The organism is Fibrobacter sp. UBA3718 (assembly GCF_002371935.1).
Lineage (GTDB): Bacteria > Fibrobacterota > Fibrobacteria > Fibrobacterales > Fibrobacteraceae > Fibrobacter.
Map to the genome: position 1 here is coordinate 1 of NZ_DFHR01000026.1, position 12,924 is coordinate 12,924.

The 12,924-nt window shown below is 53.1% G+C and carries 12 protein-coding genes and 1 tRNA gene; 5 read left to right on the forward strand and 8 right to left on the reverse strand.

Translation table 11 applies throughout. The features are described from left to right. Positions 1-270: 270 nt before the first annotated feature. The 6 genes from B4A77_RS12145 to B4A77_RS12170 form a co-directional block, all read right to left on the reverse strand. Positions 271-344: transfer RNA gene (locus B4A77_RS12145), tRNA-Met, on the reverse strand. Between the two features lie 184 nt (positions 345-528). After that, positions 529-1,683 (reverse strand): CDP-alcohol phosphatidyltransferase family protein, encoded by a 1,155-nt coding sequence (locus B4A77_RS12150; RefSeq protein WP_290730695.1) that lies wholly within the window; start codon positions 1,681-1,683, stop codon positions 529-531. Next, entirely contained in the window at positions 1,680-3,329 is a 1,650-nt protein-coding gene (gene recN / locus B4A77_RS12155) for a DNA repair protein RecN (protein WP_290741052.1), read from the reverse strand. Before recN ends, B4A77_RS12150 begins: the two co-directional genes overlap by 4 nt. Before the next feature lie 63 nt (positions 3,330-3,392). Next, positions 3,393-4,154 (reverse strand): tRNA (guanine(46)-N(7))-methyltransferase TrmB, encoded by a 762-nt coding sequence (gene trmB, locus B4A77_RS12160; RefSeq protein ID WP_290741055.1) that lies wholly within the window; start codon positions 4,152-4,154, stop codon positions 3,393-3,395. Positions 4,155-4,181: 27 nt separating this feature from the next. After that, on the reverse strand, positions 4,182-5,072 hold the full coding sequence (locus B4A77_RS12165) for an MBL fold metallo-hydrolase (protein WP_173366158.1): 891 nt from the start codon (positions 5,070-5,072) through the stop codon (positions 4,182-4,184). A gap of 82 nt (positions 5,073-5,154) precedes the next feature. Continuing rightward, a complete protein-coding gene (locus B4A77_RS12170) occupies positions 5,155-5,757 on the reverse strand; it encodes a hypothetical protein (protein ID WP_290724532.1) in 603 nt (200 codons plus the stop codon). A gap of 228 nt (positions 5,758-5,985) precedes the next feature. Here B4A77_RS12170 and B4A77_RS12175 point away from each other — a divergent pair, with 228 nt between their 5' ends. After that, positions 5,986-6,804: an exodeoxyribonuclease III gene (locus B4A77_RS12175; RefSeq protein WP_173381795.1), complete on the forward strand. Its 819-nt coding sequence runs from the start codon at positions 5,986-5,988 to the stop codon at positions 6,802-6,804. A 49-nt stretch (positions 6,805-6,853) separates the two neighbouring features. On the opposite strand, the gene B4A77_RS12180 is transcribed toward B4A77_RS12175, so the two are convergent. Beyond that, positions 6,854-8,155 carry a pyridoxal phosphate-dependent aminotransferase gene (locus B4A77_RS12180; protein ID WP_290741057.1) on the reverse strand — a complete coding sequence of 434 codons (1,302 nt, stop codon included), beginning with the start codon at positions 8,153-8,155 and terminating at the stop codon, positions 6,854-6,856. A gap of 392 nt (positions 8,156-8,547) precedes the next feature. Here B4A77_RS12180 and B4A77_RS12185 point away from each other — a divergent pair, with 392 nt between their 5' ends. The 4 genes from B4A77_RS12185 to B4A77_RS12200 all read left to right on the forward strand — a co-directional run bounded on the left by B4A77_RS12185 (position 8,548) and on the right by B4A77_RS12200 (position 11,397). Further along, positions 8,548-9,189: a hypothetical protein gene (locus B4A77_RS12185; protein WP_290724525.1), complete on the forward strand. Its 642-nt coding sequence runs from the start codon at positions 8,548-8,550 to the stop codon at positions 9,187-9,189. Next, on the forward strand, positions 9,189-9,863 hold the full coding sequence (locus tag B4A77_RS12190) for a hypothetical protein (RefSeq protein ID WP_290741060.1): 675 nt from the start codon (positions 9,189-9,191) through the stop codon (positions 9,861-9,863). Before B4A77_RS12185 ends, B4A77_RS12190 begins: the two co-directional genes overlap by 1 nt. Then, complete coding sequence (locus B4A77_RS12195; RefSeq protein WP_290730708.1) at positions 9,860-10,276, forward strand: type I restriction enzyme HsdR N-terminal domain-containing protein; 417 nt, start codon at positions 9,860-9,862, stop codon at positions 10,274-10,276. The genes B4A77_RS12190 and B4A77_RS12195 overlap by 4 nt, the downstream gene beginning before the upstream one ends. Positions 10,277-10,359: 83 nt before the next feature. Then, positions 10,360-11,397, forward strand: coding sequence for a fibrobacter succinogenes major paralogous domain-containing protein (locus tag B4A77_RS12200; protein WP_290724521.1), 1,038 nt, complete (start codon positions 10,360-10,362; stop codon positions 11,395-11,397). 229 nt (positions 11,398-11,626) lie between these two features. Here the strand turns inward: B4A77_RS12200 and serS are convergent, their stop codons facing one another. Next, positions 11,627-12,913, reverse strand: a complete 1,287-nt coding sequence (gene serS, locus B4A77_RS12205; protein ID WP_290741063.1) for a serine--tRNA ligase — start codon at positions 12,911-12,913, stop codon at positions 11,627-11,629. Between the last annotated feature and the right edge of the window lie 11 nt (positions 12,914-12,924).

The following is a 12,924-nucleotide window of genomic DNA, read 5'->3' on the forward strand; positions in this document are numbered from 1 at the left end:
CTTGTAAGAATGTTGACGCCGGTCTCTTCGTGTTCCTGAGCGACACTTATTGTCCCCACTACGCTATCCGACGGATCAACGGAATTGCTACAGGCGGCAAGCAAAAGTCCGAAGATTAATATGCTGAGAAATTTTTTCATTGTACAATCCAAGACAAAGTTGTCTTAAATGAATATAAATTTTTTTGAATCCGATACCAATAGGGGCGTGTAAATATTTCTTTGTGGGTGGTGGGGAAAAAAAAATCCGGCTTTGAACCGGATTTTTTAGTAGCGGGGGCAGGACTTGAACGCTGCGACCTTCGGGTTATGAGCCCGACGAGCTACCAACTGCTCCACCCCGCGTCGAGGTTGGCTCCATATATAGAAATTTGAGCCTGATTTGTCAAGGGCATGAGTGCTTTTTTAGCGAAAATAAGCGAAAAAACGCATTTTTCCTGAAAGATGCTCGTCTGCTCCCCAAAGAGGATAACTCTACTAAGGCAACAACTTGCCAAGTATTGTATAGCGAGCATGGCGAACGCATGCGCTACACAAATTTTTTCAAGATGTGCTTGCTCGAGACGAAGTAGTCGATTCCGCTGATGATGGTGATGGCGGTGATGATTCCCATGACTATTTTCGGGAAGATGTCCCAGATGTCACCCAGGCCGGGGACGAACGCTCTCACCGGGTCGATGGCGCCGAGGAGGATCGCCACGATGCCGATTCCCTGGAGCGCGGTCTTCCATTTGCCGCTCCTGCGTGCTGGCATGATGAGGCCTTCGCTTGCGGCTAGCGTGCGGAGCGTCTCCACGCTGGATTCACGGAAGTAGATGAGCGCCACCATCCAAACGGGGGCGTATCCCGTGGCGATGAAGCACATGAATATCGTCATGTTGGAAATCTTGTCGCTGAACGGGTCGAGGTACTTGCCGAGCGTGCTCACTTCGCCCATGGCGCGGGCGAGTTTCCCGTCCAGAAAATCGGTGAGCATGAACCCTAGAACCATCGCAAGCGCAAGCACCTTGAAAACAAGGCTGTTGTTGCTGTAGTCGAGGTCGTTGTCGTAGAAGAAAACCCAGAGGAAGAACGGGGTCAGCACGATGCGGCTCATCGTGAGCTGGCTTGCAATCGAAAGGGGCTTGCGGTGTGCAGGGTCGCGGTAGTACCAATAGGCGTAGGCGACGGTGGAGGCCGCAATCAGCAGGATGGTCGCCACCATGCAAATTTGTTGGTAATCTTCGAGATTCAACAGATAAACGGCCATCGTTATGGTGGTGGCGATGCTTGCCATCTTGCTCCAACGCTTCTTGCGGGGGAGGGACTTGCCTTCGCGCAGAACTCCGAGCGAGAAGAGCGTGTGGGCGATGAGCCTTGCAAGCAGGACGGCGCAGCCGACGCCCAGGAGCTTTTCGGCATGCTCGTTCTGCATCAAATCTCGCACGAAGATGCTTGTCATCACGGCAAACGACAGGAATCCGTCGATGACATTCAGCCATAGCCTGTAGTAAGGTTTCTCGATTTCCTGGCTACGCAGCTGGTAGAGATTCACCCAGCCCATGATGAGGGCGATCGCGACAAAGGCACAGGCTGTTTTCGCCATGCCGTTCCAGATGAAAAAGATGACGCATACGAAGACCAGCGCCCTGAGGACGCTCCAGACGCGCGAACGGAGTCGAACATCGGATGGCTTTTCGTTCATTGGTTATTCTCCAAAAGTTGTCTTGCGTGTTCCCGAACTGTTTCGGAGTCGCCGCCAAGCATGCGCACCAGCTCTTCGATTCGTCCCTCGCGGTCTAGTTCCCTGACCGACGTGAAGGTTCGACCTTCGATTTCGTCCTTGCTCACTGCTAGCTGGTTCTTGGCCCGGCTTGCCACCTGATGCAGGTGTGTGATGGTAAGGACCTGGTGGTGCTTCCCGAGGCTTCGGAGGGCATCGCCGATGGTGTTGCCGACTTCTCCGCTTATTCCGGAATCCACTTCGTCAAAAATTAGCAAAGGAACCTTGTCGAGGTCGGCCATGACGCTCTTGATTGCAAGTAAAACGCGGCTAAGTTCGCCTCCCGACACGGCCTTCTGCAGACTTTTCTCGCCTTCGCCCGGGTTCGGTGCCAGCATGAACTCGATTTTTTCGGTCCCGTTCGGGCTAAGCGGTTGGGACTCGATGTGGGTCTTGAATACGGCTTTGGGCATCCCGAGGTTCTGGATGGTGGTCTGCACGGCGGAATCGAAACGGCATGCGGCTTCGGCTCGCTTGGCGCTAAGCTCCTTGGCGAGATTCTCCAGTTCGGCGAGGATTTTCTTTTCTTCTTTCGCGAGCTCGGCGAGGTCGGAATCCAGGTTTTCGAGGCTCTCCAGTTCGCTTTTGCGCTTGGCCGTTAGTTCGATGAGGCCCACTACGTCCGTGCGGTATTTGCGCTTCAGCTTCTGGATGTTTGCAATCCTGGAGTTTGCGCGGTCGATTTCGGCGGGGGAGAGCGATTTTGCGGGAGAGAGCCTGAGCAGGTCCTTGCAAACGCTTTCGAACGGGTCGGCCACTTCGGCGAGCGAGTTCAGGTGTTCCTCGTAATGCGGAATTTTCGAGGCGAGGAATCGCATCCGGGCCTGGAGAATCTGCACCTGGTCGAGGAGCCCGTTGTCACCGCTGAGAATGCCCTGAATCTCATCGAGAATGCGCCTTTCCGCTTCTCCCTTGCTTGCTACGCTCACCTTTTCTTCGAGTTCTTCCTCTTCGCCTTCGCGCAGTGCCGCTTTCGAAAGCTCGTCAAACTGGAATTTGAGAAAGTCCTTCTGGGCGGCGAGGTCTTTGGCGTGTTCTTCTGTTTCGCGGATGCGTGTAAGGATATCGTTCCATTTGGCCCATGTTTCGCTATATGCTTCAAGCAGTTTGCCGTTCCCCGCATAGTCGTCGAGCATCTGCGTATGGGTGCGCGTGTCGCGGAGCAACAGCTGCTCGCTCTGCCCGTGCATCTGGATGAGGTGTTCGCCGATTTCCTGCAGGTCGGCCTGGTTGACGACGTCTCCGTTGACGCGCGTGCGGCCCTTGCCGTTCTCGAGAATTTCGCGGCGGATGATGAGTTCGTCGTCGCTGTCGATTCCAAGGTTCTCGATGATTTCTTTGACCTTCGGTTCCTGGCTGATGTCAAAAATGCCTTCGATGACGGCCTTGCTTTCGCCGGCGCGGACCATCGAAGCCTGGGCCTTGTCGCCGCAGACCATGCGGAGAGCCTTGAGCAAAACGGACTTGCCTGCGCCAGTTTCGCCGGTAATGGCGGTAAAGCCGTTGCGGAACGGGACTTCGGCGTGGCTGATAAGCGTGAAACCGCTGATGGATAGTTGCTTTAACATACGTTTACTAAACTAGAAAAAATGCGGTGTCGAAAAATGACATCCCGTCGCAGGGCGTGAAGGCTATTTTTCGAATTCGATGACGCTCCGGTAGATGGGCCTGCCTTCTTTCCGGTATTTGCGCTCGAAGCCGGTTGTGATTCCTTCGGTGGGTTCTGCGGTGTTGCGCTCAATGACCTTGCAGGTGGGGAAGGCGTCGAAGGTCTCGAGTGCAATCTCGTTGTATTCCTTGTGGTCGGTTCCCCAGTAGAACAGACGCTTGCCGGGCTTGAGGCAGCGCGCGACCTCGGTCAAAAAGTCGGGACGCAGCAGGCGGTTCTTGTGGTGGCGTTCCTTGGGCCACGGGTCGGGGAAATACATGTGGAACGCATCGACGGTGCAGTCCTTGACGGCATCGCGCAAGAAATAAAATACGTCTCCTCGCAGCATGGCTGCATTGCCCTGTGCGATGACTCTGCGCTTTTCCATGCGCTCGATGGCAAATGCGGCCCAGGTGTAGTCCCATTCGCTTCCCATGATGAAGTAGTCTGGATGCTTTTGGGCATAGTCTGTCATGAAGTTGCCCTTGCCGCTTCCGATTTCGACTTCGATGTGCCCGTTTTCGTTAGGGAACATGTCCTTCCAGTTGAAGTCGAGCTTGTGGGGGAGGCCGTCTGCGGTCTTGATGGGCTTGCGGTCGCCGTTCGTGCGGAAAACGTAGTGCCAGAGCCCCTTGAGTTCGGGGTCCTCGTTTAAATCGCGGTAGAATTCGGGAATGACGACTTCCCTTTCGCGTTTCTGTCCTTCGTTCCCGCTGGTTTCCATCTTTTCCTGATTATCATCCATCGTTTTCTGTAGCCTTTGTCTTGAACCTTAAATGAATGCGACGACTCTATCCCGGAACCTTTCCGGAATTTCTTTTTCTAGGGTTTCTAGGATATGCTTTTCGGAATACTTCATTGAAAAATGAGTGAGCACGATCTGTTTGCACTTGACTTCGTCTCCCTGTTCGTTCAGGGCTTTTACGATGTTGTTCAGGTGCGTGTGGCCTTTTTTGTGGGCCATGGATTCTTCGTCCTTGTCGAGGAAGGTGCATTCGGTGACGAGGACCTTGGACTTGAATACCTGCGGGTTGTCTCGGAGAGTGTCGCCCATGCAGTCGCCCGTGAAACTCAAGAGGGGGTCGAACACTTCGCGAGTGATTTCAACACCGTTCTTGCGCAGTTCGATAATTTCCGCTGCGGATTTTCCCAGAAACTCGTCCTTCAATTTTTTCTTGTGCAGGTAAAGAGTCGCTCCCATCGCGGGAATGGAATGCCTCACTTCGAAAGCTTCCAGCACGAGATCCTTGCGGTAGCGCAGCGCAATGCGTTCGTGAGCCTTGACCGGGACAATCTCGGGATAGCGGAATTTCTGTTCGCCGACGCCTTCGAACATGGCCTCCGCCTTGATCCACGCTTTCGCTCCTTCGCTGATTTCTTCGGGCAGGTAGTAGACGCTGTCGCGTTCTACACCCATCATCTTGCGTAGGCTGTTGTGGCGCATGAGGCAGCGGGCATGGTCTCCGTGTGCATGCGTGAGGAACACGTGGTCTAGCGGAATGGCGGTAAGGGGGCATTCGCCCATGTCGACGCAGAAATCCAGTTCCGGGAACTGAAGGTAGGTCGCAAGACCCGAAATCGAGAAACCCTGGATAGAGGAACAGGCCGCCTGTAGGTGGTTCTGCCTTAGCGCGTTGTGTATGTTCTTGTTTGTACTTGTCACGATTTTACCGAGTGCAAATCTAGAAAAAAAGCCTCCGCACTATCGGTGCGGAAGCTGGTGATAAACCGTTTTCGCGTTCGGGCTAAAGTCCCCTGGAGGCTTTGTCCGCTGCGATAATATTCTCGAAATCCTCGCAGCTCATGCGTTCGATGTTATTACCCATAGCCCTGTTACGGGTTCTCGCATTGCCCTTCAGTTCGGGGATGCGGAAGCAGAATTCATGCGTACCGCCGAGATCGGTCGGGATTCCCATCTTGAAGATTCGGGTCCTCTCCTTCGATTCCCTGTTGTAGATTTCGTGGTAGTCGTAGTTGTTCTTGATTCTTTCGAGGCGCTTTTCCTGGTTGAAGAGGATCTCGTTTACGATAGGGCCGTCCAGGTAGAGCGGAAGCGAGTTCTGGAAGCGGAGTTCAAGCTTGTTGCCTGTTTTTACAATGGATGTCTCGCTCGGCTTGATGAGGTAGCGCTGTTGCGGGATGTTCTTGTAAGCCTTGTTGTGGGCCTTGCGGACACCGCACATTTCGCGCATGTCCGGGTTCGCTACAAAGTCGATGTCACGGCAGATGGGCGGGAGGTTGGTCGGAACCTCGAGGTCGTCGCCGTTGGACGAACCGGCACAGCCGGAAAAGAATGTCAGGGAAGCGAGAATCGCAGTAAGCTTGATGGCGAAAAATTTCGATTTCATGCTTCAAATATAATTTTTCTAATCAAAAAAACGTCTGTTTTATTTTTTTTCATGAAAAAAAAGCGTTTTTTTCGTTTGTCTGGGGGAAAACGCTTTTTATGAAAATGAAAATTTACAAAGAAAGACTCGTTTTTTGGGGGCTAATCTGTTTTTTTCCAGAGTGTCATTTTTTCGACCAAATAAAAAATTATCTTTATCCAGGATTGATTTGGGTATAGACGGTACAAGATGAATATATATAGTTGGAACGTGAACGGAATCCGCTCGGCGATAAAGAAGGGGTTTGAAAATTGGTTCAATGCGACCAGCCCTGATATCCTCTGCCTGCAGGAAGTCCGTGCAGACGAAGACCAGGTTCCCGATTCTATTCGCAATCGCGAGGGCTACTTCTCTTACTGGAATCCCTGCCGTCGCAAGAAGGGGTACAGTGGAGTGGCCATATTCACGCAGATTGAACCCGATTCCGTGAATTACGGTTTCGATATTGAGGAGTTTGACGAAGAAGGCCGCGTGCTCCAGCTTGTCTTTCCGGACTGGGTGCTCAACAGCATCTATTTCCCGAACGGAGGGTCCGGCGAGGATCGTCTGGACTACAAGCTCCGCTTTTATGACGCTTTTCTCGAAAACAGCAGGCGCTGGATTGCCGATGGCAAGCACGTGGTCACGGTTGGCGACTACAACACCTGCCATAAGGAAATCGATATCGCGCGCCCGAAAGAAAATGAAAACGTGAGCGGCTTCTTGCCAATCGAACGCGCCTGGATGGACAAGTACGTGGAAAACGGATTTGTCGATTCGTTCCGCAAGCTTCACCCCGACGAACGCGACCGCTACTCCTGGTGGTCGAACCGCTTTGGAGCCCGAGCTCGCAACGTGGGATGGCGTATCGATTACGCCTTCGTGGACGAAGGCCTCGCCCCGAACATTGTAAATGCAGACATCCATTCTGAAGTGCAGGGCTCGGACCATTGCCCCATCAGCATAGAACTGGAACCGCCGTTCGCGCCGATCCCGATAAAGCCCACATCTGTAGACGCAGAAATCTAATAGAAAAAGTCGCCCTTTTGAGCGACTTTTCTTAACTTGTCTGTACCGACTACGAGTGCAGGTATTCCACGATGGCGTCGTGAATCGTAGTGAACACTTCGCGAAGTTCCTCTTCGTCTTCTTCCAGGAGCGTCACGCGGAAGCCCTTGAGGTCTGTGCAGAAGCTCGTGCTCGGCACTACGCAGATTCCCTTTGCGCCCAGCAGGTAGTACACGAAGCGGTAGTCGAGGTTCGTCGTCTTGCTGCACCATTCTTCCACCTTCTTCTTGATGATCGGGTTGTCGATTTTCAGCGTCTGGTGGCTGTTGAGCGTGCCTTCGCGGAAGATGATGGTGTTGTAGAACGCGCCGTAGGTCGGGTTGAAGTACAGTTCCGGAATGTCGGAAAGGATTTCGTTGATGATGGCACTGCGGCGGCCAATCTTCTCGTTCAGCGCGGTGCGGTGCTCGATAAAGCGCGGGTCGCCGAGAACACGCGGGATAGTCATCTGCGGGAGCGTGGTCGAGCAGACTTCCACCATCTTCGCGTTGTCGATGGCGCGGCAGAAGGCGTCGAACTGTTCGTCCTTGTCGCGGTTGTAGTATTCGGCCCAGCCGCAACGAGCGCCCGGCCACGGGTATTCCTTCGAAATTCCCTTGAGCGCGATGCCCGGAACGTCGCCGATGTATTCGGCCAGTGCGTAGGCGTGGGCGCCATTGTAGGTAATCTTGTTGTAGATTTCGTCGCAGATGATGAAGAGGTTGTAGCGTTTCGCGATATCCACGATTTTCTTGAGAATGTCGAGCGGGTAGACCATGCCGGTCGGGTTGTCCGGGTTCAAGATGAGGATGCCCGCGATGCTCGGGTTGTACTTCACCTTGTTTTCCAGTTCTTCCAGGTCCGGATACCAGTGATTTTCGGGCTGGAGGCTGTAGGTGATGGGGGCCGTGTGGGCATGTGCCGCTTCGGCGGAACTGTGGGTGGAGTAGGCCGGGGCAGGTCCGATGATGCGGGTGTTCATCGAGAGCAGGCCGTAGATGGTGGCGATGGCGTCACCGAGGCCGTTGAAGAACAGGATGTCGTCGACGTTGATCTGTGCACCGCCGAGCTTGTTGTTCTCTTTTACCAGGAATTCGCGGGTCTCGAGCATGCCCTTGGAGGGGCAGTAGCCGTAGCTGCGGTTCGTCTTGACGAGGTCGACCACGATTTCCTTGATCCAGTCGGGCAACTGGCACTTCTTTTCGATGGGGTCGCCGATATTTTCCCAGTGGATGGGGAGGCCGAGTGCCTTGAGCTGGTTTGCCTTTTTAACGATCTCGCGGATTTCGTAAGAGAGTTCCTTGGCTCCTTCGCTCAAAAGTCTTCTGCGCATTTTATGCTCCTGTATAGGTATCGAAAATTCTTTTTGCGCTGTAATTATAGCATAAAATTATTCAAGAATTTCCGTTGTTCCTTGTGGATAGTGGTTAAAAAGGGGGTAAATAAAAAAAGCAGCCATTTTCGGGGCTGCCCTTGAAACTTGCTATCTGGATTTTGGCGTTATGCCTTGCAGACTTTGGTTTCTCTGGACAGCCCCATAATAGCTCGGGCTGCTGCCGGGCTTGCTGCCATTGCCGCTGATGCGGTGTTCTGTCCAAAGAATTTGTTCACGGTTCTAAATATAATTCGGGTGGTGTCATCTGTCAAGATTTTTTGCGGCTATATCTGAAAAATGTATCTATCCCGTTGCCGACACGTTAAATTTGTTATTATTGTCAAACATCTATGAAGGCGAAAGGATTGTTCAAGTATATCGCGCTGTTGCCGGTTTTGTTGCTGCTTGGCAGTTGCGGTCTGCTTCCGTGTGGCGATATCGAGGTTGAAAAGGACTTGACCCAGGTGACAAGCCGTACGACTTCAATCGCCTTTATGGATAGCCTGAAACAGGAGGCTTCTTCCGATAAAAAGTGGGCGAAACTCGTATATTCGGCCGAAGTCCTTAATGTTTACGAGGTAGGAGTCCACGGGATTAGCCTTGAACTGGATCTCATCGCTTGCCCGTCGGCGGCCGTATGCGAAAAGGGCGTGGCAAATACCGAAATACTCTCTACGCTCTTTGTGGACTTGTACAACTGTGACAGCTTTGACTGCAAGAACGTGACGAATATCGTCATCCATGACGACTCGTATGGGAACATAAGGGCCTTGGGCAAGGATGAATTCGAAATTGCCGATGGTGACGAGTTTAAGTACGAAACCTTTGGCGATGACTGCGTGCTGACCAAGATTCGTAACTTCAATTTGCGCATAGACGCCGAAGACGTGAAGATTGACTGGGACGTGAAAAACGGCTACATGACGTGCGAAAAGGTAAATCGTTGTAACGAGTCGGGTGGCGGGTCGCCGGGCTTGCCGGGGTTGGACTGATGAAACGTTTTTTGGCTTTTTTCTTTTTGCTGCTTCTGGTTGCTTGCGGAGACGATTCGAGTGTCCGTGAGGTAAATGGCTTTGATGAGGTTGAATCTGAATGGCGCAAAATAGAGGCTTCGCTGGAAGATCTCCTGGTGCAGGGGGAATTTGTCCTGGCAAAAGACTTGATGCCTGTTGGCATTGCTCTGGCCGTGTTGGACGATACGCTGGGCGTCGTGAAGGAAATCGAAGGAAATGTATTCGATTATGGTTATGATCGTTATGATTTTCCGCGCCGTGATTACGAAACCTCGTATGTCAGGTTCACCTACTCCTGCGAGACAAGTTCGGGCGATACGGTAGAGTTTGTCGAATATGTGGACCTTAGATGGTATGATTGGCCGGACCTGGATATTTGGAGCGCATTTTTGCGGTATAGGGTAGAACACCTGGTTGTCAAGGAGCATTATCCGCTGTTTCTGGCGAAACGCCAGGCATCCAAGAACCTGCTTGATTATTTGTCGGTCGAGTATGAGGATTTCCCGTACGACTGGGGTGAAAAACGGTTCAAAGAGGACTTCTGGTTAAGCAGTTCCCTTTTGCCTCGGGTGACTGTGGAGAATTTTGACGAACAGGCAAGGGAATTTTCAGATAAATTTGCCAATGAAGATTCTGCAGGGGGTGTTGAATGACCCACGGAACGATATACGACCCCATCCGCAGGAAGGATGTCCCCGACACGCCCGAAGAGCACGTGCGCCAGGCGACTGTCCAATTTTTGCTGAACGAAATCAAGGTGCCGGCCCACTTGATTACAGTGGAGTTCGGGCTGTGTGCCATAGACCCGAAGACGGATGACCGCGTGGACATCATCGTCAGCAATTTTCGCGAAGGAGCTGCGCTAGACAAGCCGTGGCTGCTGGTGGAATGCAAGGCTCCCGGCGAATACACCTGGGAGGCGTTGCAGGTGCAGCTCAACCGCTACCTGAAGGTGTTGACCCCGAAGTTCGTGATGCTTGCTCTCGGGGATGCGGTCCGGTATTTTGAACGTGACGATGCGACTGGCCGATTCAAAAAGATAGAGAAACTTCCCGATTTTAAATAAATTATCCATTTCACTAGGGAAATTTTTTGTAAAAATCTATTTTTCGTCCGTTCGCGACCTGAAATTCTATATATATTTTTTGTGTGCATGCGTGTTTAAAGACATTGGTCGGACTGTTGCTCCTCTTGCTTGTTGCGGGCGTGTGTTCGTGCAGGCAGGACCCGGAACCGCAACAGAAAAAGGCTCCGGCAGCGGCCCCCGCTCAAACTACTCCGGACGTTCCGAAGCAGGTGGTCCGGCAGATACCTTTCCCCGTGCCGATGGTTTACCGCGACGGCTCTCTCGACGTGGCTTCCGTCCAGGATTCTGCTTCTGTAGAACCGGAGCGTGATTCTATTCCCGAGTCGTCCTCGTCTTCCGAGCGTAGGGGACCACGTTCGTCTTCTGAGGAATCATCTTCGTCCGAGGCGGCATCGTCGTCGTCGGTTTGTGCGGATGCTCCGGAGGGAACTCTCTGTGACGAACGCGATGGCCGCATCTATAGGCTTGTGGCTATCGGAAGCCAGGTCTGGATGGGACAGAACCTGAACTACCATTCCGAAGACAGCTGGTGCTATGACAACAAGACCGAAAATTGCAATGTTTACGGTAGGCTCTATTCCTGGGTGTCTGCCATGGCTCTTTCGCACGAATACGAGAACAATTCTGCTTCCGGTTTGATTCAGGAGGAGCACCAGGGCGTTTGTCCCGATGGATTCCATATCCCGACCGATGCCGAAATGAAAACCCTTGTCCGCTTTATCAAGAAGCACAACAAGCATCCCGAAGAAAACACCGGTACCCTGCTCAAGAAAACGGTCTCCTGGAATCGCAGCGAGGACTGGCCTACGGGCATGGATCGCTTTGGATTCGGGGCGCTGGCGGCCGGTTCTCGTAATGCCAAGGGCGAGTTCCGCGACATGGGGAAGGATGCCGATTTCTGGATTGCCGAAGAAAGCAATACGCCGACGCACGCCCCTTACTGGAACCTCTACTACGAGAATGACGAATTCCTGGGCGACTACAGCAAGCAGAAGACCTTCGCCTATTCGGTCCGTTGCCTCAAGAACAAGAAGTCGAACGCGACTGCTGCTGCAGATTCGACAGCGCTGGCGGCTCCGGCCGATACGATAGGCAAGTAAATCGTTGCTTAGGGTATAAAAAAACGCATACACTTTTGCGTATGCGCGAGGCAAGCTGTGCTTGCCGAAGTTTATATCGTATTCCGGGAGGGTTTTAGGGAGGGTGTAACCCTCCCTTGTCGCATTACTTCTTCGGTTCGATTTTCTCAAGCCCACCTTAACGAGCAGGCAAGGTTTCTTGCGAAACCTCGCACTCAGATTTTTCTTGACGAAAAATCTTCACACATGGTTAGGCTTTCGGTTTAATAACCTCAAGCCCACCCATGTACGGCCTCAGCACTTCAGGAATCAACAGCGAGCCGTCCTTCTGCTGGTAGTTGTCGCAGATGCCTACCATCACGCGCGGGGTGGCGAGGCCGGAACCGTTCAGCGTGTGCACGAAGGTGTTCTTGCCGTTAATCTTCGTCTTGATGTTGGCGCGGCGTGCCTGGTAGTCTTCGAAGTTACTGCAGGAGCTCACTTCGAGCCACTTCTTTTCGACCGGAGCGTAGACTTCGAGGTCGTAGCACTTGGCGGCACCGAAACCGAGGTCGCCCTTGCAGAGTGCGAGGCGGTGGTAGGGGAGGCCTAGCTTTTCGAGGAGCATTTCGCCGAAGCGGGTGAGCTCCTCGTGGTCTTCGTAGCTGTGTTCCGGGTGGGCGAAGTAGACCATTTCCACCTTGTTGAACTGGTGCAGGCGGAGGAGTCCGCGGGTATCCTTACCGTAGGAGCCAGCTTCGCGGCGGAAGCAGGCGGAGTAGGCGCAGATACGCTTCGGGAGTTCGGTTTCCGGAATCACTTCACCGGCGTAAAGGTTGGTCAGAGGAACTTCTGCAGTCGGGATAAGGAACAGGTCATCGTCCTTGTCGCAGCGGTACATGTCTTCTTCGAACTTCGGGAGCTGGCCCGTGCCGCGCATGGTATTGCGGGTCACGAGGTACGGCGGCGTGAATTCTTCGAAGCCGTTCTTCATGTGTTCGTCCAAAAAGAACTGGATGAGGGCGCGTTCCAGGCGGGAACCGAGACCGCGGTAGACCGGGAAGCCGCTACCGGAAATCTTGGCGCCACGTTCAAAGTCAAAAATGCCGAGGCGTTCGCCCAAAGTCTTGTGGTCCACGCGGGCGAAGTCGTCGTTCTTGGTGTAGTAGTCAAACGGAATCGGACCGTCCTTCTCGACCACGTTGTCCGAACTGTCCTTGCCTTCTGGGGAACGCGGGGCGATGTTCGGCACGTGCATGAGCATTTCGGTCTGCTTGTAGTCGAGGTCCTTGAGTTTCTTGTCAAGTTCGTCGATCTTGTCGCCGAGGGCGCGCATGGCTGCTACGGCCTCGTCGGCGTTCTCGCCCTTCTTCTTGAGGTCGCCAATCTTCTTGGATTCGGCGTTGCGTTCGCTCTTGAGGCGTTCCACTTCGGTGAGGAGCGGGCGGCGTTCGTTGTCGATGGCGAGCACGTCCTTCAGGCTCACTGTGGTGTACTTCTTTTCGGTTTCAGCAATGTAGTATTCCGGATTTTCGCGGATTTTCTTGATGTCAAGCATGTTATGCCTCG

Excerpts from the sequence above, each read along its gene's own strand:
- trmB (WP_290741055.1), bottom strand. The coding sequence starts at position 4,154 with ATGGATGATAATCAGGAAAAGATGGAAACCAGCGGGAACGAAGGACAG.
- B4A77_RS12190 (WP_290741060.1), top strand. The coding sequence starts at position 9,189 with ATGAAACGTTTTTTGGCTTTTTTCTTTTTGCTGCTTCTGGTTGCTTGC.
- B4A77_RS12180 (WP_290741057.1), bottom strand. The coding sequence starts at position 8,155 with ATGCGCAGAAGACTTTTGAGCGAAGGAGCCAAGGAACTCTCTTACGAA.
- recN (WP_290741052.1), bottom strand. The coding sequence starts at position 3,329 with ATGTTAAAGCAACTATCCATCAGCGGTTTCACGCTTATCAGCCACGCC.
- B4A77_RS12170 (WP_290724532.1), bottom strand. The coding sequence starts at position 5,757 with ATGAAATCGAAATTTTTCGCCATCAAGCTTACTGCGATTCTCGCTTCC.
- B4A77_RS12195 (WP_290730708.1), top strand. The coding sequence starts at position 9,860 with ATGACCCACGGAACGATATACGACCCCATCCGCAGGAAGGATGTCCCC.
- B4A77_RS12150 (WP_290730695.1), bottom strand. The coding sequence starts at position 1,683 with ATGAACGAAAAGCCATCCGATGTTCGACTCCGTTCGCGCGTCTGGAGC.
- serS (WP_290741063.1), bottom strand. The coding sequence starts at position 12,913 with ATGCTTGACATCAAGAAAATCCGCGAAAATCCGGAATACTACATTGCT.
- B4A77_RS12175 (WP_173381795.1), top strand. The coding sequence starts at position 5,986 with ATGAATATATATAGTTGGAACGTGAACGGAATCCGCTCGGCGATAAAG.
- B4A77_RS12185 (WP_290724525.1), top strand. The coding sequence starts at position 8,548 with ATGAAGGCGAAAGGATTGTTCAAGTATATCGCGCTGTTGCCGGTTTTG.